At 60.9% G+C, this 24,185-nt stretch carries 23 protein-coding genes; 5 read left to right on the top strand and 18 right to left on the bottom strand.

Annotated features, from left to right (window positions below; genetic code table 11):
- Positions 1-7: 7 nt before the first annotated feature.
- The 8 genes from ACB042_RS05995 to ACB042_RS05960 all read right to left on the bottom strand — a co-directional run bounded on the left by ACB042_RS05995 (position 8) and on the right by ACB042_RS05960 (position 8,813).
- Positions 8-2,146 (bottom strand): diguanylate cyclase domain-containing protein, encoded by a 2,139-nt coding sequence (locus ACB042_RS05995; protein WP_371178038.1) that lies wholly within the window; start codon positions 2,144-2,146, stop codon positions 8-10.
- A complete protein-coding gene (locus ACB042_RS05990) occupies positions 2,143-3,336 on the bottom strand; it encodes an extracellular solute-binding protein (RefSeq protein WP_371178037.1) in 1,194 nt (397 codons plus the stop codon). Before ACB042_RS05990 ends, ACB042_RS05995 begins: the two co-directional genes overlap by 4 nt.
- Positions 3,337-3,498: 162 nt before the next feature.
- A complete protein-coding gene (locus tag ACB042_RS05985; protein ID WP_005337763.1) occupies positions 3,499-3,714 on the bottom strand; it encodes a YdcH family protein in 216 nt (71 codons plus the stop codon).
- A 276-nt stretch (positions 3,715-3,990) separates the two neighbouring features.
- Entirely contained in the window at positions 3,991-4,602 is a 612-nt protein-coding gene (locus ACB042_RS05980) for a hypothetical protein (protein ID WP_371178036.1), read from the bottom strand.
- Positions 4,599-5,960, bottom strand: coding sequence for an MATE family efflux transporter (locus ACB042_RS05975; protein ID WP_371178035.1), 1,362 nt, complete (start codon positions 5,958-5,960; stop codon positions 4,599-4,601). The genes ACB042_RS05980 and ACB042_RS05975 overlap by 4 nt, the downstream gene beginning before the upstream one ends.
- A gap of 121 nt (positions 5,961-6,081) precedes the next feature.
- Positions 6,082-7,905 (bottom strand): SulP family inorganic anion transporter, encoded by a 1,824-nt coding sequence (locus tag ACB042_RS05970; RefSeq protein ID WP_005361668.1) that lies wholly within the window; start codon positions 7,903-7,905, stop codon positions 6,082-6,084.
- A gap of 70 nt (positions 7,906-7,975) precedes the next feature.
- Positions 7,976-8,566, bottom strand: a complete 591-nt coding sequence (locus ACB042_RS05965) for a nucleotidyltransferase family protein (protein ID WP_371178034.1) — start codon at positions 8,564-8,566, stop codon at positions 7,976-7,978.
- The gene (locus tag ACB042_RS05960) at positions 8,553-8,813 is read right to left on the bottom strand and encodes a GNAT family N-acetyltransferase (protein ID WP_005337747.1); all 261 of its coding nucleotides are present in this window, start codon (positions 8,811-8,813) and stop codon (positions 8,553-8,555) included. The genes ACB042_RS05965 and ACB042_RS05960 overlap by 14 nt, the downstream gene beginning before the upstream one ends.
- A 194-nt stretch (positions 8,814-9,007) precedes the next feature.
- Here ACB042_RS05960 and ACB042_RS05955 point away from each other — a divergent pair, with 194 nt between their 5' ends.
- The gene (locus ACB042_RS05955; RefSeq protein WP_371178033.1) at positions 9,008-9,313 is read left to right on the top strand and encodes a hypothetical protein; all 306 of its coding nucleotides are present in this window, start codon (positions 9,008-9,010) and stop codon (positions 9,311-9,313) included.
- Positions 9,314-9,316: 3 nt separating this feature from the next.
- Here ACB042_RS05955 and ACB042_RS05950 read toward each other — a convergent pair whose 3' ends face one another.
- Genes ACB042_RS05950 through ACB042_RS05935 form a run of 4 tightly spaced genes read right to left on the bottom strand, consistent with a single transcriptional unit; the run spans position 9,317 to position 13,096 of the window.
- The gene (locus ACB042_RS05950; RefSeq protein ID WP_371178032.1) at positions 9,317-10,501 is read right to left on the bottom strand and encodes an iron-containing alcohol dehydrogenase; all 1,185 of its coding nucleotides are present in this window, start codon (positions 10,499-10,501) and stop codon (positions 9,317-9,319) included.
- A gap of 18 nt (positions 10,502-10,519) precedes the next feature.
- Complete coding sequence (locus ACB042_RS05945) at positions 10,520-11,038, bottom strand: hypothetical protein (RefSeq protein WP_040094758.1); 519 nt, start codon at positions 11,036-11,038, stop codon at positions 10,520-10,522.
- On the bottom strand, positions 11,019-11,639 hold the full coding sequence (locus ACB042_RS05940; protein ID WP_064337669.1) for a TetR/AcrR family transcriptional regulator: 621 nt from the start codon (positions 11,637-11,639) through the stop codon (positions 11,019-11,021). The genes ACB042_RS05945 and ACB042_RS05940 overlap by 20 nt, the downstream gene beginning before the upstream one ends.
- Before the next feature lie 11 nt (positions 11,640-11,650).
- Entirely contained in the window at positions 11,651-13,096 is a 1,446-nt protein-coding gene (locus tag ACB042_RS05935) for a coniferyl aldehyde dehydrogenase (RefSeq protein WP_021230685.1), read from the bottom strand.
- A 212-nt stretch (positions 13,097-13,308) separates the two neighbouring features.
- Between ACB042_RS05935 and ACB042_RS05930 the strand changes: the two genes are divergently transcribed.
- The 3 genes from ACB042_RS05930 to ACB042_RS05920 all read left to right on the top strand — a co-directional run bounded on the left by ACB042_RS05930 (position 13,309) and on the right by ACB042_RS05920 (position 15,236).
- Entirely contained in the window at positions 13,309-13,602 is a 294-nt protein-coding gene (locus ACB042_RS05930) for a hypothetical protein (RefSeq protein ID WP_005353197.1), read from the top strand.
- Positions 13,603-13,825: 223 nt separating this feature from the next.
- A complete protein-coding gene (locus ACB042_RS05925; RefSeq protein ID WP_371178031.1) occupies positions 13,826-14,794 on the top strand; it encodes a nucleoside hydrolase in 969 nt (322 codons plus the stop codon).
- Positions 14,795-14,900: 106 nt separating this feature from the next.
- Positions 14,901-15,236, top strand: coding sequence for a DUF3634 family protein (locus tag ACB042_RS05920; protein WP_005353195.1), 336 nt, complete (start codon positions 14,901-14,903; stop codon positions 15,234-15,236).
- An 88-nt stretch (positions 15,237-15,324) separates the two neighbouring features.
- Here ACB042_RS05920 and ACB042_RS05915 read toward each other — a convergent pair whose 3' ends face one another.
- Entirely contained in the window at positions 15,325-16,530 is a 1,206-nt protein-coding gene (locus tag ACB042_RS05915; RefSeq protein WP_279486848.1) for a cytochrome c, read from the bottom strand.
- A complete protein-coding gene (locus ACB042_RS05910; protein ID WP_157162302.1) occupies positions 16,527-18,452 on the bottom strand; it encodes an FAD/NAD(P)-binding protein in 1,926 nt (641 codons plus the stop codon). Before ACB042_RS05910 ends, ACB042_RS05915 begins: the two co-directional genes overlap by 4 nt.
- A gap of 366 nt (positions 18,453-18,818) precedes the next feature.
- On the opposite strand from ACB042_RS05910, the gene ACB042_RS05905 reads away from it, so the two are divergent.
- Positions 18,819-19,193, top strand: a complete 375-nt coding sequence (locus tag ACB042_RS05905) for a DUF805 domain-containing protein (RefSeq protein WP_129503665.1) — start codon at positions 18,819-18,821, stop codon at positions 19,191-19,193.
- Between the two features lie 81 nt (positions 19,194-19,274).
- On the opposite strand, the gene ACB042_RS05900 is transcribed toward ACB042_RS05905, so the two are convergent.
- The 4 genes from ACB042_RS05900 to ACB042_RS05885 form a co-directional block, all read right to left on the bottom strand.
- The gene (locus ACB042_RS05900; RefSeq protein ID WP_181223693.1) at positions 19,275-20,378 is read right to left on the bottom strand and encodes a YdcF family protein; all 1,104 of its coding nucleotides are present in this window, start codon (positions 20,376-20,378) and stop codon (positions 19,275-19,277) included.
- Positions 20,379-20,699: 321 nt separating this feature from the next.
- On the bottom strand, positions 20,700-21,452 hold the full coding sequence (locus tag ACB042_RS05895) for a DNA/RNA non-specific endonuclease (protein WP_371178030.1): 753 nt from the start codon (positions 21,450-21,452) through the stop codon (positions 20,700-20,702).
- Positions 21,453-21,672: 220 nt separating this feature from the next.
- On the bottom strand, positions 21,673-22,518 hold the full coding sequence (locus tag ACB042_RS05890; RefSeq protein ID WP_371178029.1) for a universal stress protein: 846 nt from the start codon (positions 22,516-22,518) through the stop codon (positions 21,673-21,675).
- 19 nt (positions 22,519-22,537) lie between these two features.
- Entirely contained in the window at positions 22,538-24,028 is a 1,491-nt protein-coding gene (locus ACB042_RS05885) for a SulP family inorganic anion transporter (protein WP_371178028.1), read from the bottom strand.
- Positions 24,029-24,185: the final 157 nt, after the last annotated feature.

Raw genomic sequence — 24,185 nt, 5'->3', positions numbered from 1 at the left:
TCCGCTTTTAGCGCTGCCCCTGATAGAAGCGCGCCTTATTGGCATACATGGCGTCGTCCGCCACCCGGCTCAGCTCCGCCAGCGGGGTCTGGTCGCTGCTGCTCCAGCCGATGGCAAAACGCAGCGGGAAGCTGTGCTCCCCATGTTGCACGATGGCGTGCTGCTGGCTTGCCTCAAGTCTACCTGCCAGCAGCTGGCTGGCGAGGTGATCCGCCTCCGCCAGCAGCACGAACTCGTCGCCGCCGATGCGGAAAATCTTCTCATCCTGACGGCAGAGGGTGCGCAGTTGGCGAGCCATCTGGATCAGCAGGGCGTCGCCTGCCTCGTGCCCATACTGGTCGTTGGTGCGCTTGAGGCCGTTGAGGTCGAGCATGAAGAGGGCGAGGTGACGCTCCGGATGGCGCGCCAGCACCGCCTGATAGTGGTGGAAGGTCTCTTCGAACGCCTGTCGGTTGGGTAGTCCGGTGAGGTTGTCGGTGCGGGCGACCCGCGCCAGCTCGTCGGTGAAAAGGCGCCCCTCGATGCCCACCGCCAACTGCTTGGCAAACAGCCGCAAGATGGCCCTGTCTTCGGACTCCAGCCCTTCGGCGCTCACCATCAGATAGCCAAACAGCACGCCGCTCTGGCTACCGGGCAGGGTCATGATCTTCCAGAGTGCGTTATCCCACTGGCATTCGGAGTGTTTGACCTCCTCATCCATCAGTTGAGCCAGTTTCTCCTGCAAGGCATCCCGCAAGGGGGCATCGACCCCCTGGGTCAGGGAGTAGTGGGGCTGGCCATCGCGGCGGATCACCAGCCCCCAGCGGTGGCCGGGATAGAGCTGCGAGAGCTGCAGCAGGGCAGAGCTGGCCAGCTCGGCAATATCGATATCCAGCTGCTGGTGCAGACCGAACTGCAGCCAGGATTGCAGGATATGGCGGCTGCGCTCCTCCCGGCTCAGGGCCGAGCGCAGGGCGGTCGTTTGCGAGGCAACCTCTTGCTCCAGTTCATCGTTGAAGCCGAGCAGCCGCTGGTTGAAGGCCTCTTTCTCGCTATTGGCCTGCTGCAGCTGTTCATTTTGCTGATAGAGCGCCCGCACCTGATCCGAGATGGTGCTGGCCATCTCCTGCAGCAACTGGCGCACCTCGTCGTACTCCACAAAGCGCAGCGGCGCCTGCCGTTGCTGGTAATTGCCCTTGCCATAGCTGCGCACCAGCGCGGCCAGAGAGCGCAGCGGTCGGGTGAGCCAGCGGGTGAGCCAGACGCAGCCGATGGCCACCAGCAGCAACATGAGGGCGATGCTGACGGTCAGCAACTGCTGGGATTTATTGAGCTCGCTGACCCTGTCATTGCTGTAGCTGTAGAGGGTGATGGTGGGGGTGATCTCCTGCTCCAGCTGGGGCCAGCCAATGGCCAGGGGCTGCGCCAACTTGCTTGGCTCCCTGTCATCCATGGCGTTGGCGCTCTGGTGAGCCCCTTCGTAAAGAGGGTTCTCGCCCTGGGAGATCACCAGATATTCGCTCCCCTTGAGATAGGGCTCCAGCAACTGGGCCATCTGTCGCCAGGGGAGGATGGCCATCACAAAGCCGGAAGGGGTCTGCATCACCCCTGCTCGCTGGTGGTTGCGATAGATGGGGGCTACCAGCGCCAGCCCGCCGCTGCGGTTTTGCTCCATGTCGTCGACCAGCACGGGATCATCGACGGGCAGCAGCAGATGCTTGCCCTGTTTCGCCTCGCGGGTCTTGCCCCAGGCCATCAGCTGCGGCATCAGGTCGCTCGACTCGAGGTGGGAGGCCTGGCCATTGATGTACTCCACCACCAACCCCTTGTCATCGATGAGGTAGGCCGAGGTCAGCAGGATGTTGGATTTGATAAAGGTGGCAAGCGCCAGCCGGGCATGGCTGGAGAAGAGGAAGTTGTCGAGGGCCTGATGGAGTACTCGATCCTGGCTGAGCTGATTGATCTGGGTGCCGATCAGCTCGCTGCGAAAGCGGGCCTCGCGGGTCATGCTGGTGAGGGCCCGCTCCAGCTGTGACTGCTCGCTCTGGGCGATGATCTGGTGCTGGCGGATCAGCAGCACAGTGCTGGCCAGCAGCGCCGGCAGCAGGGCGACGGTGAACAGGATGATGATGAGGGTCGGTCCAAGCCGAAAGGTGCGATGTTTCATGGTGCTTTGACCTGCCTGTACTGCTGATCGGCCAACTGCTGCATATAGCGGGCGGTGTCGGCGGCACTGATCCCCTCTTTAAAGCGCTCGAACCCTTTCTCCATCGCTTGCCAGGCGATGGACATGGCGCTGTCGGAGGGCATGGGGGTACTGAGGGTAAACTGCTCCAGCAGCACTTTTTCCTGAGGCGTGGGACGGCGGCTGATGGCGGTAAAAGCCTGCTGATTGACCGGCAGCAGCGCCCCCTGATGATAGATGAACTGCTGAATATCCTGACGCTGGATAAAGGCTATCAGTGCCTTGATGACGGGTTGCCGATCCTCATCATCCATCGCCCAGCGGGAGGCTCCCATCACGTAGGCGCCGCTCATGGAGTGCATGGGATGGCTTTGCCAGCGGGGCAGCAGGGCAACGCCCAGCTTATCCCCCATGTTCTTCACCAGATCGTTGAAGGCCCAGTCCCCATTGATGAGGTAGGCGCTCTTGCCCTCATTGAAGCGGGCGAGGGCGGTGTCATAGTCGCACTCGGGATCGACCCACTGTTCGCTGACGACGGTGCGGTAGGCCTCCAGTGCCTGCACCATGGCCGGGTTGTCGAGGGTGATGCGCCCTTCGGTCACCGGCGAGCCGCCAAAGGTGTGTAAAAAGGCGGCGAAGTAGTACATGTCGTGATAGGGCCAGCTGACGGGGTAGACCCCCTTGGCCTTGAGGGCCGAGGTGATAGCTGTCAGTTGCTGCCATTGGGTCACCGGAGTCGAGACCAGCGCCTTGTTGTAAAACAGCATCAGATGGTTGCCCTGCATCATGGGCATGCCCCAGCGTTGCCGATCCAGGGTGACATAACGCAAGGCGCTGGCCATCAGCGCGGGGGAAAACCACTCGGCCGGGAGGGGAGCGAGGGTCATCTGGCGATAGAGGCCGATAAAATCGGAGGGGATCAGCATCAGATCGGGCAGCCCCCTGGCCTGAGCTGCCAGCAGGAGATCCGCCTTGATCTTGCCCGGCTCAATCTGGGTGACCCGCACTCTGTGGTTCCCCTCCTGATTGAAGCGGGCGATCACGTCGTCGATCACGTAACCGGCTTGCTGGGAGTGCCACAGCTCCAGTTCAGGCTCCTGAGCCTGCAGGGGGTGGCTCAATGCGAACAGGCAAAGCAGCAAGAGATGATAAAAAGATCGTTTTCTGCTCATGTTATCATCACCGTTATTCCCTGAATTCCAAGGGAAAAATGTAACAAACTACCGGCAAGATCGGTAGGCTCGGGTGTCAACTAATTGACTGAAACAACAAAAAGCCCGGCGCGTGGGCCGGGCTGGGGGATAAATTGCTTATCCGCATATTCTTCGAGGCATCTATTGTGGATGTTGTTTGAGGATGTCGTATATCTCCTCTTTCAGTTTGAGTTTCTGTTTTTTCAGATCTCTCACCTCGGCGCTATAGTCGCTGGCGTGATGCTTTTCCAACTTTCTAATCTCCGCATCCAGGTCGTTGTGCAAGTCAAACTTCTTCTGGAAATGGACATCACTGCTCTTCAGTTTCGAGATGAGTTCTCTGTACTCTGGGAACATGTAATGGAGCCTCCTTGGTTTCGTTTGATTGTGCCTGTAAGACCAAAGCTACCCCTTAGTGCCGGGGATAAATGTGATCCTGATCGGATTTGGGGGCAATGATTTGGGGTATTCGGCGGGATATTTATAACTTGTTGAATCAAAACAAGATAAGTGATTTGTCAATCTGAATGGTGAGCCAAACTGTGCGACAAGTCACAACAGGGGCAGGGTTGGCGTGAGGGTGCAGGATCAAAAAAGGGGCCGAGTGGCCCCTTTTTATGGATGCAGGCAACGTTACTCTTTATCTTCATCCGCCTGCTCTTTTTTCTTTTTCTTCTCGGGCAGCGGCTTGCCGTCGCGGTGTATCACCTTGCCCGCCTCAAAGCCAATCTGGGCGGCCAGCTCCTCCAGATCCGCCGACTTGGCCTGATCCCCGATGGCGTAGCGATAGTTGGCGATGGAGAGTTTGTCAGCCACCGGCGTGCCCGGGACGATAGGCTCGCGCCAGCCCTGGCCGATGTGGGCCACCAGGGTGCCGTTCATCAGCAGCTCGCCGACGATTTCCTGGGTCGGATTGCCCTTGCCGTAGGTGAGACCCTGCGGGTGTTTCTTGCCGACCAGCGGCTCGTTGCTGGCGGGGATCAGCTTGGTGCGGATCAGCCACTTGGGCTTCTTGGTGTTGCCCACCGCCTTGCCGGTCTGGTACTCGTTGATCTTGATGGTCTTGATCATCTGGGCCATGAAGTCCTTGGTCAGCGCCTTCTGGGCGTCGCTGGTTTCATCGATGGCGATGGGGGCCACATACCAGGTCTGGGTGGCTTGAGCCTTGGGAGCGGCAGAGGCAGTTTGTGCCATGGCCAGGGGGCTGAGCAGGATGGCAGCCAGCAAGAGTCCTATCTTCTTCATTGTGATTCCGCTTTTGTTTCAACAAGAATTTTGTTTTGCCAGCGACGACTGCGCCAGCGCCAGAACATGGCCAGACCGCGCACCCACTCGTCGCAGGCCAGCGCCAGCCAGATACCGACCAGTCCATAACCCTGCATGATACCGAGGAAATAGGAGAGTGGCACGGCAATTCCCCACATGGAGAGCAACGCCATGTAGAGGGGGAAACGGGCATCCCCGGTGGCCCGCAGGGCGTTGATCACCACCAGATTGAAGGTGCGGCCGGGCTCGAGGATAAGGCTGATAAGAAACAGCTGCGCCACCTGGGTGATGATGTCGGCATCATCGGTAAAGAGGCTGATGATGGTACGGCCATTGAGGGCCGCCGCCACGGCGATGACGCAGGTAACTGCCAACCCCAGCTTGAGGCTCTTGAGCAACTGCTGATAGGCGCGATCGAACTGCCTGGCTCCTGCCAGATGACCGATGATGATCTCGTTGCCAAGGCCGATGGAGAGGCCAAACAGCAAAATAAACAGGCAGATCTGGAAGAAGTAGGATTGGGTCGCCAGCGCCTTGTCCCCCAGCAGTCCGACAAAGGCTGTCACCACCATAAACTGCAGCATCCAGGAGAGGTTCTCCCCTGCCGCCGGCAGGCCGATATGGAGCACCTTGCCCAGCATCTCCCGGCTGGGGTGGACGATATCGCGCACCACCAGTCGAATGCCGGTCTTGCGGGCTACCAGCCACACCAGCAGCACCACGCCGACCAGTCGGCCCGCGACCGTGCTGATGGCGACACCGGCGACGCCAAGCTGGGGCAGGCCGAACCAGCCGTAGAGCAGCAGCAGGTTGCCGACGAAGGTGATGAGGTTGACGATGAGGGTCACATACATCGCCTGACGGGTGTGGCCGTGAGCGCGCAGGGTGGCTGCCAGACAGAGGGCCGCGGCCTCCGGTAACAGGCAGAGACCGATGATCTGCAAGTAAAGCGTCCCGTCGCTCATCAGGTTGGCAGGCAGGTTCATCAGCGCCAGCATGGTGCTGGCGCCTGCTATCACGCCGATGGCGGCCACCAGACCGATCAGCAGGTTGAAGCCGATGGCGGTGTGGATCACCACCCGACTCTTCTCCCGATCGCCTGACCCCAGATACTGGGTGATCACCACGCTGGTACCGATGCTGACGAAGCTGAACAATGTGATGGCGAGATCGAACACCTGATTGCCGACCGCCAGCGCCGCCACTCCCTGATAGGAGACGTGACCCACCATGAAGGTGTTGAGGGCACCGGTCAGAAAGTGCAGGGCGAGATCGATAAAGAGCGGCCAGGTCAGCGCAAATAGCGTGCCCGGGCCTGCGTGGGATTGAGATTGCATGGCATGTCCAACAGCTGGGAGGGCACGGGGGAGTGTCCTCTGGGGGCGCATTTAACACCAAGGCCAAGGCCGGTGCAATCCTTGTGCAGGATTGCACCGGCCAGGGGAGCAGGCCAAGGGATCAGGCAGGCGTGGCGCCCGCCTCCTGTTCGCTTGGCAGGGTGAGGCGCGCCGAGTCGGGCAGGGCATCATCCTGCGGCCAATTCGAGCGGATGGCATCAGTGGTGCTCTCCACCACCGCATCATCCTTGAACACCGGCTCGCGATAGCAGCGGGTCAGGCGCAGCGCCTGATACATGTCGGGGCAGAGGATGATCCCTTCATCGCCCACCCGTACGCCAGCCTGCTTTAGCCAGTGAGTCATCTGGCCGTGGCGACCCGCCATCACCATATGGATGCCGCGCCGTTTCAGCTCTTTGTGCAGCTCTCCCACCATGCTCATCACGCTGATGTCCTGATGGGTGAAGCAGGCGACCGCATCGATCACCAGACACTTCGGGGCTCGGGGATCCTGCACCAGCAGGGCCAGCACCCGCCGCTTGAAGTAGGGGGCGTTGAAGTAGGTGAGCGGCGAGTTGAAGCGATAGACCAGAATACCCGGGATCGCCTTGGCCTGTTCGTTATCCCCCAGGGTACGCACTACCCCCTCGTCATCCATGCCGAGCAACTGGTCGGTGGGGCGCATCACATTGCGCAGGAACTGGAATAGCCCCAGCAACACGGCAAGGGTGATCCCCGGGATCACCCCCATAGTGAGCACGCTGATAAAGGTGACCAGCGCCAGCCAGAAGGCGGAGCGATCGGAGTTACGCAGCGCCCACAGTCCGCGAAAGTCGGTGAGCGACAGAGAGGCCATCACCAGTACCACCCCGAGGGCGGCGGTGGGAATATATTTGAGCGGCGCAGTCAGATAGAAGGTGATGAGGGCGATCACCGCCGCGGCGATGATGGAGACCAGCTGGCTCTTGCCGCCGTTGGCATCGTTGACCGCGGTGCGTGAATCCGCGCCGCTGATGGCAAAGCCTTGCGAGACCGCCGAGGCGAGGTTCGCCATACCGAGGGCTCGAAACTCCTTGTCCGCGTCTATCTCATAACCGTTTTTGGCTGCAAAGCTGCGAGCGGTCAGCATCATGGAGACGAAGCTCACCATGGCCAGGTTAAGGGCAGGCAGCACCAGCTCCCGCATCAGACCGGGGGGAAATTCCGGCATCTGGAACGCGGGCAGGCCGGAGCCCACCGTCCCCAGGGTGGCGATATCAAACTGGCCGAGATTAAAGCCCCACACCAGCGCAGCGGTCACCACCATGGCCACCATGGAGGAGGGCCATGCCGGTTTGTAGCGCTTGGCCAGCAGCAAGGTGAGCAGGGCTACCAGACTCATGGCCAGAGTGGGCAGATGGGTCTGGGTGATATAGGTGGCCCCGCTGGCGATCCGCTCGATGAGGTAACGTTCGCTGAAAGTGAAGCCGAAGATCTTGGAGAGCTGGCCCACCATGATGGTGATGGCCACACCATTGAGCAGCCCCATCAGGATCGGGCGGGAGAGAAAGTCCGCCAGCACTCCCAGCTTGAAGCGGCTGGCAATCAGGCACCAGAAGCCGGTCATGGCGGTCATGGTCATCACCAGTTGCCAGTGACGGGTGGGGTCGCCTGCGGCTAGCGGCGTCACCACGGCGGCGATGACCGCACAGGTGGCGGCATCAGGGCCGACAATCAGCTGGCGGGAGGTGCCAAACAGGGCGTAGACCAGCATGGGCAGGATGCAGGAGTAGAGACCGACGATGGCACCCACCCCGGCAAGCTCGGCATAGGCGATGGCGACGGGCAGTGCCACTGCCGCCACCGAGAGTCCGGCGCGAAGATCTGGCATCAACCAGGCGCGCTGGTAATGCAGCAGGGCGGCGAGGCCCGGTAGCCAGCGTTCGAGAGAGAAGAAGTCGCGCATTATTTAACCCATTGAGTTACAACCAGCTTTTCCCTAGTGTGCCCAAGGTTATCGAAAGATTGCAATCAGGTTATGGCCAGTTTACCTGAAGGTCAGGCCAGATAGCCTGCCAGCGTTTCTCCTTGATGCGCTGGGTAAAAATCTGTTTGTCCTGGCGACATTTGGGGTTGGCACTCACTTGCAGCGACCAGTTGATGGCAAAGCCGTAGGGGGCAAGCCACTCGAACTCGCCATCTCGGGTGAGGCGTACGCCGATGCAGGTGGGCACCTCGACCCAGTGGCTGAGCGCCTCAAGGCTGCTGGCAAACGGCGCTACCAGCTGGCGAGTGTGCATGCGAGCCTGATTGCGCACTTCCCACTGCTGGCCGGGCAGGCGTTTGGCGAGCCAAGCTTCGTGCTCCGCTTCGGCCAGCCCTTGCGGGTCGCTTTTATCGAGATAGATAAGGTCGATATCGTTGAGCGGGGTGGGCACCGCCTTGTGGTGAAGGTGATCCCAGATGAGGTTGCGGATAAAACCGGCCCCCAGCGCCCAGTCGGGCAGATTGAGCTCGGCCGCGGCTTGCAGGCAGGCCATCCGCTGCGGATCGGCCCGCAGCAGGGCTTCTGTTTTGGCTTGGAATTGCTGTTCGAGGGCGGAGTTCAGAGGTTCAGTTGTTGGCATTGCGGCGTAACCAGACATCAATGTAGCGGCAGCTCGGCACTATAGTGAGCCCCTCCGCCTGAGTCCAGTTGAAGAAGGCGCGTGCCAGCTGATCGGCAATCCCCTGCACCCGCAGCTCGGGGGGCACGAAGGTGCTGTAGGCGTCGATGGTCTTGGCATCGAGCCGCCGGTAGCGCAGTCTCGACTCTTTCCCCTCCACCATACAGATGAACTGCTGCTGGTTGGCCTGATGGATGATGTCGCTCATGGTGGGCACCTCTGGCATAAAGTTGGGTCTCTCGGCACAACATAACTGTTAGCCAAGGTATAGAACAGATAGTGGATGATGTATCGATTGTTATCAGGATTATTGAGCCAGCTCTTGCTCTCTGGCTTTTGTCTTGGCACGAATCGATGTGGCAATAATCAGCAAGTTCGGAAGAGGTAAAAATGGACACGGTAATGTTGAAAGTTACCCGGAAGGTGTTGGCTCAAAGTCAGAACAGCCCGGATCAGCGGCAGATTGCGATTTCTGATGCATCCAACCCTGAACTCAAGGTTCAGTTTGAAACGGCAGGTAAAAATAGAAAAATTCGGCTGTTGTTGGCCAGGAGAATCTCATTGTGGATGGGGGATACGGGGGCTATTTGGTATAGCCACAACCACGCGAGCAAAAAGAACCAAGAGGATTTTGATCAACTCTTTTCATTGTTGGCGCACCATCCTGATGCGCCATTCCAGTTTATTTGTGAGGTTGCGGCCGATTAGCCACTAGGCCCAGGCTCGCTCGAGCAGGGTGAGTAACTGCTCACGGTCGGCGTCCTTGCGATTGAACAGCAGGGCGCCGTCGTTGACCGCCAGATCGCGGATCTCGGTCAGTAGCGAGCGATCGCTTACCCCTGCCTCGCTCATGGTGCGCGGCAGCTTGACCGCTTGCCACAAGGTGTCGCGCAGGGTGCGAATGGCTGTGATGGTCGCCTCCGCCCGCTGATGGGGCGGGGTGGCGGCAAAGCGCTCTGCCCCCACCAGCGGCAACAGCAGCCGGGCCAGCTCGCTATCCACCTCGGGGCGGTTGTAGTCGAGCACGGTGGGCAAAAAGAGGTTCATGCACAGCCCATGGGGCAGATGGCAGCGGGCTCCCAGACTGTGGCCGAGGGCGTGCACCAGCCCCACCATGGAGTTGGAAAAAGCCATGCCAGCCAGCGTGGAGCCTTCCGCCAGTTGCAGCCGCAGCTGTTTGTTTTGCGGGTCGTGGATGATTTGCGGCAGGGCGCTGGCGATCTTCTCCACCGCCATCAGGGCCAGCGCATCGCTCACTGGGTTTTTCGCTGTGCCGATAAAGGCCTCGATGGCGTGGGTCATGGCGTCCATGGCGGTAGCGGCGGTGATATTGAGGGGCAGTCCCTGGGTCAGGCGCGGGTCGAGCACCGCCAGCTGGGGCAGCAGGAAGGGGGAGGTGAAGGGCACCTTGCGCCCGCTCGCCTCATCCTTTATCACCGCCACCAGCGTCACTTCTGAGCCTGTGCCCGCCGTGGTGGGCACCACCGCCAGCGGCTTGAGGGGACGGGTCAGGCAACCGGCGCCCGAGTAGTCGAGCAGATGATCCCCCCCCATGGAAGTGAGAATGTTGACCGCCTTGGCGGTGTCGATGACCGAGCCGCCCCCCAGCGCCACCAGACTGTCGCAGTCGAGCTCGCGATAGCGTTTGGCGATCCGCTCCACCACGGCGGTGGAAGAGTCGGCCGGGATCTCGTCCCAGATGGCGGCGACCGGCAGCTCCCCTTCGGCCAGCACATTGGCCAGCAGGGTGGCAAGGCCGGTGGCATTGACCCCCTTGTCGGTCAGCAGCAGCGGGCGACGGGCCCCGAGGCTGGTCAGCTCGCTGGCCAGTTGCTCCAGCGCCTGTTCACCGGCCAGCAGTTTGACCGGGCAGAAGAAATCGTAATAGCGGCTCATTTCAAGGCTCCTTGCGCGTTAGCCGGTCACCAGACCCAGATAGATGTTGCAGGCCCGGCCGATCTTGTTGGTCGGGGCGGGATAGTGGCGCAGCAGCGGCCGCGCGATAAAAGCGGGCAGGATCAGGGACTGCAACTGCTCAAGCCCCCGCACCAGATGCATGGCAACGGTCAGGTCTCCCTCCACCAGCAGCCGGTTTTCGCCAAATGCCTGATTGACCCCGAGCCGAAAACTCAGGGCGCGAAAGGCGATATTGGGATGCTTGAAGCGTACCCGCAGCGGATGGATGGTGGCATGAGGGGCGGCTGGCGCACCGGGATACCAGCGCCCCCCCTGTTTGTGCATGTTCATGGCGTAGCCGATGCCGCCCACTTCGAGGCGAATAGCCAGCCCGTCCGGCAACGGCGCCAATTCACGGCGTACTGCCTCGTCGGTGCGGGCGGCGCGGCAGAGGGTACGACCCACCACCCAGAGCAGAGTGGTGATCCAGAGGCGGCGGCCAAGGGCTGCCGCAGGTTCAAACATCCGTGTTTGCATGAGGATTGGCTCCTGAGATGGCTGACCAGAAGAGGGCGAACGCACTGGCTTGCCAGTAGTCGTCCTCTCCCAGCTCCGGTTGATCGACAAACAGTGATGCGCAGGCGAGGAACTGGCCCTGACACACCTCCAGCAACAGTGGCGCGGGAGCTTGCATCAGCTCGCCGCTGGCCTGCCCCTTTGCCAGCAGGGCAGGCAGAAAGCGCAGGGCATCGTTCAGGATCTGGCTGCGGGCCGGTCTGGCCAGCAGCGGAGAGTGAAAGAAGCCCAGCACAAATTTGAGCTCATTGGGGTTAGCCTGCATCCACTCCATCGCCAGCTGCCAGTAGTGGCGGGTCTGGTCGTACAGCGGCAGGGTGGGATCTGCTTCATGGATGGCGCTCCCCATCCGGGTCTTTACATCCTGATAGAGGGCGAGGATCAGCGCCTCCTTGCTCGGAAAGTGGTGGAACAGAGTGCCGTTGGCCACCCCGGCCGCCTTGGCGATACGGGCGGTGGCGGCCCCCTGCAGGCCATCTTCGGCGCAGAGGGCGAGGGCGGCATCCAGGATCTGGCGGCGCTTGTCGGTCATGTTTTGTGGCTGCGGGATAGCCTGGTTCATGGTCATCTCCATCAGCGCAGGAAGAAGGCCATCATCAGCTTCTGGATCCAGCTGTGGTAGGGGGGATGGATCAGGGAGCCGGTGGTGAACTTGCCGCGGGTCAGCACGGTTTTCGCCTTGGAGAAGGTAAGAAACCCCTCGTGGCCGTGGTAGTGGCCCATGCCGGAGGCGCCGATGCCGCCAAACGGCACATCGTCGGCCGCCACCTGAAACAGGCTCTCGTTGATCGCCATGCCGCCGGAGTGGGTCTCCCGGGTCACTCGCGCTTGCAGCTCGGGGTCGAAGCTCATCAGATAGAGGGCCAGCGGGCGGGGCCGCTCAGCCACATAGGCGAGCGCCTCCTCCAGGGTGTCGTAGGGGATGAGCGGCAGCAGCGGCCCGAAGATCTCCTGCTGCATCACCTGACACTGACCCGGCACCCCGGTCAGCAGGTGGGGCACCAGCAGGCGACGCTGGTCGTCGCGGGCCGGGCTGCCACAGGGGTGGAGCTGGGCACCCGCCTGCTCGGCTTCATCCAGCCAGCTGACGAGACGTTGATACTGGCGGTCGTTGATGATGGCGCCGTAGTCGGCGCTATTGAGCCCCTGCGGGTAGAGCTTGCTGAAGTGGCGGCGATAGGCGGCGATAAAGTTATCCACCTCGCTGCGGGGCAGCAGCACATAGTCGGGGGCGACGCAGATCTGCCCGGCGTTGAGGCTCTTGCCGAAGATCATCCGCTCGACCGCGGTGGCGACCGGCATGTCGGGGGCGATGAGACAGGGGCTCTTGCCACCCAGCTCAAGGGTGAGGGGGGTGAGCTGGGGCGCGGCGGCGGCCATCACCAGCTTGCCCACCATGGTGGAGCCGGTAAAGAGCAGGTGATCGAACGGCAGTGAGCTGAACGCCGCCGCCATCTGGGCATCTCCCTCGATGATGGCGATCTCGTTTTCGTCAAACACGCTGGTGAGCATGGTGCGCAGCACGGCATTGGTATGAGGGGTGAACTCGGAGAGTTTCAGCATCGCCCGGTTGCCCGCCGCGATGGCGGTGATGAGGGGGCCGAGGCTCAGCATCACCGGAAAGTTCCACGGCACGATAATGCCGACCACCCCGAGCGGCTGGAAGTGCACCTCTACTTTGGCGGGGGCCAGCAGCAGGCCGGTGTGACGGCGGTGGGGTTGCATCCAGCGCTTGAGCCGCTTCTGGGTGTAGTTGATCTGCATGATGCAGGGCAGCACATCGGCGATCAGGCTGTCGTAGTGGCTGCGCTGACCATAATCTGCCGCCAGCGCCTTGCACAGCTGCCCCTTGTGGGCGAGCAACGCCTGTTTGAGTTTGGTCAGCTGCGCCCGGCGCTCGGCCAGGGTAGGCATGGGATGAGCCAGACTCGCCCGCTTGAGCCGTGCCAGCTGATCCGGCAGGGACAATTTGATGGCGAGGATATCCTCAGGAGTGTGTTGAAGCTGCGCCGCACCCATGTTGTTCTCCGCATGAAAAATGACCGACTGATTAGTCGGTCTAAATCTAGCTGTTTGTTACCGGAATGTAAAGCTGGCAAGCTGTCTGCCGTTCACCGCGAGCCAGACGCAAGAGAGAACTGTGTGTCTCCCCACACTTTTGTGGTTTGCTCGTTGGTGGCTTATCTAATAAGGGGTAGTTTTTGGCTATGAACCTACACGGAGAGAGCACTATGACCAGGGAACTGAACAGCTTGTTGGCCCGGCTTGAAGATGTGGTTGAGCGGATGCCGGATTGCTTCAACACCTACGAATTCGCCCAGAAGCTGGCATTGCAATATCAGCCGGAGTTCTTTGCCGCGGGCCACTCTCTGGCCGAGCACGAGGGCAAGGTACTGCGGGTGCTGCACCAGAAGATCGCCGAAGCGCTGGCAGGCAGCGAGATGGTGATTGAAGGGGCGCTGCTCCCCTGCGTCACCCCCTGGGGGGAGAAGGCGACCTCACCGCGCTGGCATCGCAAGCACTAAGGGGCGTAGTCAGGCAGATCACTGCCAGATAGCAGATAACGAACAACGATAAAGGGCGCGGCGCTGGCAACAGGGCCGCGCCGTTTTTTGTGCAGATTGTCGCCAGCAGCGCCCCCGCTGCCTGGAGCAAAGGCCCGGTCTGTGATCCCATACCGGGATACGGGGGCGTCAGCCGGGTAGACTCTCCCTTTTGTCGCAGGGTTTGTCACCGTAGGAATTTCTCATGACCCATAAAATCATTCTGGATACCGACCCGGGTATCGACGATGCCATGGCCATCCTGTTTGCCGAGGCCCACCCCGCCATCGAGCTGCTCGCCATCACCACAGTTTTTGGTAACGCCACCATCGACAATGGCACCCGCAACGCCCTCTGGCTCAAGCAGAAGTACGGCATGAAGGCGGATGTGGCCAAAGGCGCTGCCACCCCGCTGCTGCGCGAGCCGGTCGGCCCCACCACCATAGTCCACGGCCCGAGCGGCTTTGGCGACATGGAGGCGGGGGAGGTGACTATCGCTCCGGATCCTCGCCCCGCTTGGCAATATATTGTCGAGGCGGTGAAAGCCGCGCCAGGGGAGATCACCCTCGTCACTATCGGCCCGCTGACCAATCTGGCGCTGGCGCTACAACAGGCGCCCGAGATTGTTTCGCTGGTGAAACAGGTGGTGGTGATGGGCGGCGCCTTTGGCGTCAACGGCCATCGCGGCAACGTCACCCCCTATGCCGAAGCCAATATCCACGACGATCCCGATGCCGCCGACCGGGTCTTTACCGCCGACTGGCCTGTGGTGATCATCGGGCTGGATGTGACCCAGCAGAGCTTCTTCAGCAGCGCCTATCTGGATGAACTCAGAGACAAGGCGGGGGAGCCGGGCCGCTTCCTGTGGGATGTGAGCCGCTTCTACCTGCGCTTCTACTCCGAGAAGCTGGGGCTCTCCGGTTGCCACGTTCACGATCCGTCCGCCATCGCCTATGTCATTGACCCGACCCTCTTTACCCTGCGCGAGGGGCCGGTGCGGGTGATTGCCAGCGGCCCTGCCATCGGCCACACCCTGCAAAAGTTCGATGGCAAACGCCATTCCCACGATGACTGGGCAGCCTATCGCCCGCAGCAGGTCGGGGTGGCGGTGCGCGATGAAGCCTTGCTGGCGCTCTATCGCGAGACGCTGGTGGGCTGGGGCAAGGATTGCTGAGCAAAGAGGCGCTATTGCGCTGACGCGGGAGCTGTGATCGGCGCCAAACAATCGGAGCGCACGGCCGCTTATACTGCCTTATATCAAGAGCTTGGGAGGGATGAAGATGGCCTGGATTTCCTTGATAGTGGCGATTGCGCTGATCTGGTGGTTGATGAAGCTGGGGCGTGGCGCCCTGTTCGAGATCCGTCTTGCCCCCGGCAAGGTAGTGGTCAAGCAGGGCAAGGTGTCACCCGCCTTTATTGAGCATGCCAAGCAGATCCTGCGCCACGACACGGTGCGCGGTCGCATTGTGGGGCAGCGCGATGGCGATGGCGTCAAGCTGATCTTCTCCCGATCCATCCCCGAGCCGGTGGCCCAGCGGTTTCGCAATATCTTCCCCTATGGCGATTACCGCCAGCCAACGGCGCCACTGCCGGGGCCAAAATCCCGCAAGGGATAAGCACCGGAACCTGGTTCATCAATAGCAAACGGGCCTCCAGTGGAGGCCCGTTTTTTATGGCACTTGGCCAAGAGAGGGCTGACAGCCCTTACTCCTTGCCGTGCAGCTCGCGCTGGGTCTTGACCGCCGCCGCCTTGACGGCGGTGCCTTCATTGCCCCAGGAGGCGCGCAGGGTGTTGACCAGCTCGGCGAGCCGCTCGTCATCCATGGTCCAGCCATAGCCCGGCATGTGGTAACCCAGATGGTCGTGGGTGACCGGTGTTTCGGCACCGTGCAGCAGCACATTGATCAGGCTCGACGGATCGCTCGCCAGCACGGTGCGGTTGTTGACCAGCGAGGGGATGACGTGGTCATTGCCCTGGCCGTTGACCCCGTGACAGGTGGAGCAGTACATGGCGTAGTCCGCCTTGCCGCTTGCACTGGCGTAGGCGCGGGCCCCTTTCTCCGCCACCGGTTCATCTTTCAGATCGGTCAGATAGGTGGCGATGCTGGCCAGATCGGCGTCGCTGAAATACTGGCTGCTGTGAGTGATCACTTCCCCCATGGGGCCCGCGACCGCTTCATGCTGGCTGCGGCCGGTTTTCAGCAGGTCGATCAGCGCCTGCTTGCTGTAACGGCTGCCGCGGATATCGGGGGCATACCAGCCATCCAGCGCCGCCCCGCTCAGGTAGACGGGATCCGCCTCGGTCAGCGCTTTCTCCTGCATCCCCAATCCGCGTGGGGTGTGGCAGCTGCCGCAGTGACCGGCACCCTGCACCAGATAGGCGCCGCGGTTCCACTCTTCGCTCTTGCCCGCCACCGGGGTGAAGCGGCTGTCATCGTGGTAGATCCAGTTCCAGCCCATCAGCGGCCAGCGCATGTTGAGGGGCCAGGGGATGTCACTTTCCTTGTTGGCGATGTCCAGCGGCTGCACCTCCTTCATCAGATAGTGATAGAGATCTTCGAGATCCTTATCGCTCATCTTGGCGTAGGCGGTGTAGGGCATGGCCGGATAGAGGCGATGGCCATCGCGGGCCACCCCTTCACGCATCACCTTGATGAACTCCGGCAGGCTGTAGTTGCCGATACCGTGGGTCTTGTCCGGGGTGATGTTGGTGGCAAATACAGTGCCGATGGGGGTCGGGAACCCTTTGCCGCCCGCCAGCGGCTTGCTGGTTTCGCTGGTGTGACAGGCAGCGCAATCGCCGAGCTTGGCCACGTATTCGCCTGCCGACATGGCGGGGGCTGCGTTGGCGGCAAGGGCGGGCAGGGCCAGCAGCAGGGCGCTGGCGGTCAGTGACAGGGCGCGGCTCATTGGGCACCTCCCTTGCTCATGGCTACCAGCTCGTTGACGGCGCGCCACGCTTCGTCGATGGCGGCGTGGGCGTAGGGGCTCCAGCCTGCATCCGAGTTGGCGATGGTGATGTTGCCGATCGGCTGGCGACCCAGTTCAATCCATTTTTCGCACTGCGCTTCGTCATCAAACAGGGTGTTGGTGACATAGGAGTAACCGTGAGACCAGCGGTTGACCGTGATGGCGAGGATATCCTGCTCATGGTTGAAACCGGCGCTGCCGAGCATCCCCTGCAACTGCTCGCGGATCATCTGCTCATGCTGTTCGAACGGCATGCCGAGGATCATGGCGCGCCCCTTGCGGGACTGTTCGCGGGCCGAGAGGCCGCTGCCCGGCAGGGTCGGCACATAGACCATGTGCAGGCACATCGGCTGATCCGGGCTCTTGGGATGCTCATAGCCACCCATGCTGACCGGATAGTCGAGCTTGACTCGGCTGTAGGGTGCGGCGGGAGAGTAGACCTCGTGCACCCCCAGCTTGACGAAGGCTTGCCAGTTCTTGATCACCACCTTGGTGTAGACCAGCGGCGCCTTGACGTTCTGGCGCAGCGCCTCCTTCTGGGGCTCCGGCATCTCGGGCACCATGTAGGGGATCATCATGTTGTAGCCAGCCATGATCGACTGCTTGGCCCGCACCCGGTGCAGTTTCCCCTCCTTGATGTAGGTGACATCCACCGCCAGCTTGCCATCGGCTAGGCGCACGTTTTTGGCCTGCAACGCCGTGCTGCCAAGGCGCAGTTGCACCTTGTGCTCCGGCAGGTCGAGCTTGCTGTAGTCAAACTTGGCCAACACCACATCCTGCATGGTGTGACCCGGCGCCACCTGCGGAATGAGCTTGCGTACCATCAGGCGGGTGAGACCGGCGTTGCCATCGGGGAAGTGGAAGATGTAGGGATCGTCCAGCTCCGCCTGCTCCTCGGCATCCAGCGGCGTCAGATTGAGGCCGTCGAACCCCGGCAAGGCGCAGAGGCGCGCATCGGCGCAGGCGGTGGCGTCGATGCCGACCGCTTGGAAGTCGTTGGTGCGCTGCTGGAAGTAAGTGATCGCCCGCTCGCTGAGGCCCACTTTATCGCGCAGGAAGGTGGTGTAGCTGTTGCGGGTCACCCACTCGTCCTGCTGCTCGCGGGTCATGCCGCTCAGGTAGTCTATCTTCGCTTCGTGCAGGGCCAACAGGGCGGCCTTGTCGGCATCATCCAGCGGGAAGTCACCGATAAACTCTGCCAGCGGACGACCGTTCAGGCGATCGCGGGGGATATCGTCCGCCACGTTGTGGCCCGGATCCCCGTTCACTATCTTGTTGACGCCAAAGTGCTTCTCGTCGAAATAGACGCCGCGGCTCAGCCCCAGATCCGGATAGAAGGTCTGCTGGAAACCGGCGGCCAGCTCGTCGATGTTGACCTCCAGCGCCTTGAGCAGACCGAGCGCCACCGGGCTGTAGACCGAACGCGGTGATTGCAGGGATTCACTGCCGCCGTAACCCAGCCGCAGGCCATCGGGGGTGGTGAACTCGTTGCGCTTGGCGTGGCCACCGAAGTCATCGTGGTTGTCGAGCAGCAGGATCTTCTTATCCGTGCCGAGCAGTTGCTGATAGAAGCAGGCAGCGGCCAGACCGCTGATCCCGGCGCCGACGATCACCAGATCGACCTCCCCTTCAAGGGGAATATTGGCAAAATCATACTGCTTGCCGTCACGGGCGATGCTGTGGGCCGGTTCGAAAGAGCCCGGGTGGTTGCCGCGCAGGCCGGTGAGGGCGGGCGGGTAGGCCAGGGTTTTATCCGCCAGCGTGCTGCCGCCTTCGGCAGCCTTGAGCAGATTGATGGGAGCGACGCCTGCCGCAATTGTGATGGCAACGCCGTTGAGAAAATCTCTGCGTGTAATACTCATGGCTATCCCTGTGTTAGGAGAAGTAATGAATAAGTGGATTCATTATGGGAGGGAGACACAGATCCTGTTCAGGATTGGGCGCCGAATCTACCGCTATCCTCACGCTGAGTCCATACGATTGCTAATGGATTATTAAGCACCATTTTCCTGCTTGTGACGAGAGTGATGCGCTGATGGGGGTGATTTGCCCTGTTGCAGGGCAAATTATCTTTCGGCTCGGTCGGTCAATGATTGCCGCAGCTGATTAGTTTGGGAGGCGTTCGGGCATCATTGTCGACTCCGGGGGATGATCGCGCTAAGCTCTTAACTACTTGTTTTATCGACGCTCTTTTTATTCATAGGCATAAAGGCCACTCAGGAGGCGCAATGAACTGGTATATCTCGGTCCTCAAGCAATATGCGGTATTCAGCGGGCGGGCCCGTCGCACCGAATACTGGATGTTTGTGCTGTGCAACGTCATCGTTATGCTGCTGCTCGGCATGGTGGACAAGCTGATTGGCGGCGACAATGAGCTGATCAGCTCCATCTATTCGCTTGCTGTGCTGCTGCCATCGCTGGCGGTGGCGGCCCGTCGTCTGCACGATACCGACCGCAGCGCTTGGTGGCTGCTGCTCGGGCTTATCCCCATTATCGGCACCCTGGTGCTTATCTACTTTATGGTCTGCAATGGCCAGCAGGGGCCAAACCGCTTCGGTGATGATCCCAAAGCGGGCCCCTCACAGGGCTTTATCGTCAGCTAACGGGCGAGGCTTGGCCAATCATCGGTCAATAAAAGAGAGGGAGGCATCACGCCTCCCTCTCTTTTTCGTTTTGATGGCCGATCAACGCTCGATCAGCGGGGCGGAGCGGTAGCTCCACATGCCGTAGGTGCGCAGGGCGTCGCGGTAGATGCCGAGCAGCTCGCTCTCGCTCGGGGTGGCCAGCTCCTCGAGGGGTTTGTCGGGGTAGCTGACGCTCGCCACCTTGATGTTGGCCGGGCCAATCTGGTCGCAGGCGATTTCCAGCACCGTCTGGCCGCGGCGCACATGGCTGGCGGAGCTTACCAGCACCGCATAGTCAATCTGGTGGCGGGCGAGGGCATAGGCGCTGTAGAGGGCGTTGTCCACCGTGCTGGTGGCGTAGTTCTCTTCAATCAGGCGGCTGCGGTCGATGCCGTGGTTGGCCAGCCAGTCAGCCATCAGCTTGCCCTCGGTCTGGCGGTTCTGGGGCACGCCGCCGGTCAGGATGATCAGCGCTTCCGGGTCGGCCTTGGCCAGCTCAAGGGTGGTTTGCAGGCGGCCCAGCAGGATCTTGTCCATGCTGCCGTCGGGATTGAGGGCGTAGCCCAGGGTGACGATGGCGCGTTTGCCCTCCCTGCTGGCCTTGACCTGATCCTCGGTCAGTTCGGTCTGCAGCGGGGCGGCGGTGATCCGCTGCACCCGGGCGATGATCTCCTCCAGATCGGCGGCGCGGCCACTGTTGCGATCCGCCACTTTCGCCAGATAGCTGCGGGAGGCATCCTTGTTGCCCTTCACCAGCTGCCAGATGGCGAGATAGCTGTTGATGTCGAGATCATCGGGGGCGACGGCCTGCGCCTGCTCCAGCAAGGTGATGGCGCGGCTCAGGTTGCCGTTGTAGATCTGGGCGTTGGCCGCCGAGATGAGCAGGTCGGTGCGGTAGGGTTCCAGCTGGTAGGCGGCCAGCAGCCGCTCGGTCACCAGCTCCATATTGCTCGGCATCTTGGCGGTAAAACCGGCGTGGGAGATCTTGGCTGGCGACTTGTAGATCTGCAGCGCTTCGCCGAGCAGCATGTCCACCGCCTGGCGTTTGCTGACCAGGGTATTGAGGTCGTGCTCCATCTGCATCGAACTCTCGGCCGCTTGCAGGGTGAGGGGCGAGAGCGCGAGCAGGCCGCCGAGGGTGAGGGCAAGAAGGGTCTGTTTCATCAAAAGGTCCTCTGTCGGGCTGAATCGCGCCGTGGGCTCCGGTTTGCGGGCCGATGGGATAAGGCAAATGTGCGTCAATTCAGTCTGTTAGTGCCAAAGAGAGGGCAATATACCAGTTAACGGCGTGGCAAACTGTGAGTCGGGGCGGGTCGTCGGGTGATGCCATACCTGTGGCCGCAAAAATGGCCGCAACGGGTCAGCAGCCATCTGAAAGGGACAGGGGGAGCGTAACTCCCCCTGCTGGGAGGGGTGCTGGCCCCTCCCTCTATCGCGATTCAAGAGAGCTGGGGTGTCAATCTATCTGCTGATGAGTATTCGCGGTCAGTTCCACATCGGGGAGATGCGGGCTTCCAGCGTCTCTTGCTGCTCTTCGGGCATATCGCTGAAGAAGTTGAGTTGGGTCTGCTCCTCCACCTCACGTACCGAGACCCGGTAGTCGGCGATCTGGCTGATGGGCACCTCTTCCTGCGGCAGGATAAAGGCGATGGCCTGCAGTCTGGCCGGGTCCATCACGATCTTGTAGTAGGCACTCGGGATCGCCACACCCTGACCGATGGACTCTTCAGAGCCGGTAAAGATGGGGCCGGTGATCACCTGCACATCCTTGCGGGAGACCGCCCACTTGTTCACCTTGTCCTCCAGCACGCGCCACGCCTTCTGGTTGAGCACCCCGATCTGCGGTGTCATGTTGCTCAGCAGGAAGCTCTCTTTCATGGTGTTCTTGTTCGATTTCATGTCCCCTGCCGGGGCCTGATGGCCACGATCGTAGCCCGAGCCCTTGTAGTCGGAGAGGGTGGCGCGATAGGCGACCGGGATCTCCCTGTCCTCGGCGAAGGCATCCTTGCGCGGCACTGTGCCCTGTGCGCTCTGGGCGGTCATTCGGTAGGAGACCCAGTCCGCCACCTTGTAGTCGTAGTTGTAGCCGACGGCATATCCTTCACGGCAGAGCTTCTGATCCGATTCGGAGGGCAGACCAAAGCGCACGTGGTCGCCACACGTCCAGTGGGCGGCCAGCAAGGGGGTGGCAGTGAGGGTGAGGGTAACAGCCAGAACCAATTTATTGATTTTTATCATTTTTGTGATGCTCCAGTTTAGTAGGCGGAGCCATTTGACATGAGATCTGACTAGCGCTTCAATTGCTGTTTTTTTACACTTCACCGTTCTGTGACGGCTCGCCAAGATCCGTGATGTGACTGGTTAATATGTTTTAAATCAGTGGCTTGGTCGGTGGGATGATGTGCGGTTGCTCGGTCGGCAACGAAAAGGGGCACGTGATGGGCCCCTTGAATGGTCGCTATCTCAGCAATAGCAGAGAGGTATGGCTGGTTTTCAGTATCCCCGTGGTGGTGCTCCCCACGATGAACTGTCGAATGCGTGAGTGGCCATAGGCCCCCATCACGATAAGCTCGCAGCCCACATCGGTGGCATACTGGCAGATAACGGGCACCACATCGCCTTGCAGCAGCATTGCTTCACCCCTGATACCCGCACTTTTCAACACCTGCTTGGCCTCTGCCAGCTGGCGTTCGTGCTCGTCACCCGGTTCGCCGACCATCACCAGCTCACACTCAAGCCCCTTGAGCAGCAGACTACTTGCGATCAACTCCAGCACCTTCTTGGCGGTCGGGCTGGCGTCATAGGCAAACAGGAAGCGGCTTGGGGCCTGAAAGCCCGGCTGCGCCACCATGATGGGGTTGGTCAGGGTGCGGATGACGTTCTCGATATGGCTGCCAATCAGCTCGTGGGCATGGGTCATGCCCCGCTTGCCCATGACCAACATTCGCATACCGGATGAGAGTGCCTGGGTTGTCTCGACCAGTTGGCCGTGGCGTTGCAGGGTATCGACCTCTGACATCCCCAAGCCAGCAAGATACTCTTTGCCGCTCTCGAGTAGCATCCGTCCCTGCTCATGGGCCAGACGGCTGCGTTGGTGATCCAGCTCGGCGAGCTCCTTGAGCAGCTGCTCGCGACTGCCAAGTCCAATATTGCCGGAGAGATCGGCCTGCCCTTCAAACTCGTTCTTTTCCAGTACGTGCAGCAGGGTGACGGGTAACCCGGTGTTGGTAGCGGCCCATGCCGCCGCATCGCACACCGCTGTCATGGCCGGGGAGCCATCGATACAGGCGAAAATGTTTGTCATGATGAATTCCTTTTTGTGATCAGTGGCCAGCCAGCTGCTTTTCAACTTCTTCCGGTTTGTCGTGCACACCAAAGCGGTCAACGATAGTGGCGCTTGCTTCGTTCAAACCAATCAGCTCAACGTCTGTGCCCTCACGGCGGAACTTGATGACCACCTTGTCCAGTGCGGTGACGGCGGTGATGTCCCAGAAGTGGGCATGGGTGAGGTCGATCACCACTTTCTCAACCACCTCCTTGAAGTCAAATCCGGCAAAGAACTGCTCGGCACTGGCGAAGAAAACCTGGCCCCGAACTTGATAGGTACGTACCTCGCCATGGCGCTCGCTGTCGCTCTTGACCAGAATGAAGCGGGCAACCTTGTTGGCAAAGAACAGGGATGCGAGCAGCACCCCGACAAATACCCCGAGCGCCAGGTTATGGGTAGCGACGACCACAGCCACAGTTGCGATCATCACGATATTGGTGGAGAGCGGGTACTTTTTGAGATTGCGAACCGACTCCCAGGAAAACGTCCCGATAGAGACCATGATCATCACGGCCACCAATGCTGCCATGGGGATCTGGCGGATCCACTCATCCATGAAGACCACCATCAGGATGAGCAGAGTGCCAGCAACAAAGGTGGAGAGGCGGCCACGGCCACCGGATTTGATGTTGATGATGGACTGACCAATCATGGCGCAGCCCGCCATGCCACCCATCAGGCCCGCGCCGATATTGGCAATTCCTTGGCCCTTGCACTCGCGATTACGGTCGCTGCTGGTATCGGTGAGGTCATCGACAATGGCCGCCGTCATCATGGATTCGAGCAGACCGACCACGGCCAGACCTGCGGAATATGGAAAGATGATGGCCAGTGTCTCGAGATTGAGCGGTACTTCCGGCCACAGGAAGATGGGCAGGGTATCGGGCAGCTCGCCCATGTCGCCCACGGTGCGGATATCGATGCCCATGGTGATGGCGACTGCCGTCAGGATCACGATGCAGAGCAGCGGAGAAGGCACCAGCTTGCCCACCAGCGGGATCAGCGGGAACAGATAGATGATGCCAAGGCCCGCCGCCGTCATGGCGTAGACCTGCCAGGTGACGTTGGTGAGCTCAGGCAACTGGGCCATAAAGATGAGGAGCGCCAGGGCGTTGACGAAGCCGGTGACAACTGAGCGGGAGACAAACCGCATCAGGCTGCCGAGCTTCAGGTAACCCGCTGCGATCTGGAGTACCCCGGTGAGCAGGGTGGCCGCCAGCAGATATTGCAGGCCGTGCTCTTTCACCAGGGTCACCATCAGCAGCGCCATGGCGCCGGTGGCGGCCGAGATCATGCCGGGGCGACCGCCGACAAAGGCGATAACCACGGCGATACAGAAGGAGGCATAGAGGCCGACCTTGGGGTCGACACCGGCGATGATCGAGAAGGCGATGGCCTCCGGAATCAACGCCAGTGCCACTACTGTGCCGGCTAACAGGTCACCACGGATGTTGGAGAACCACTCTTGTCTTGCACGTTCCAGCATGGGGGGATTTTCTCGCTTGTTGAGGAGCCATAGCACAGAGCATCCACTGACTTGGGGGTCAGATGGCGTTCGGGCAGGATCACATTGTTGTATTGGTATATGACGGATAAACAAACACGCTCCGGTTGTGATAACCAGAGTCAGGCGGCAGGTGCCG

The organism is Aeromonas sp. S13(2024), from assembly GCF_041402405.1.
Taxonomy (GTDB): domain Bacteria; phylum Pseudomonadota; class Gammaproteobacteria; order Enterobacterales; family Aeromonadaceae; genus Aeromonas; species Aeromonas veronii.
This window is presented reverse-complemented; position numbering and strand designations above follow the sequence as displayed.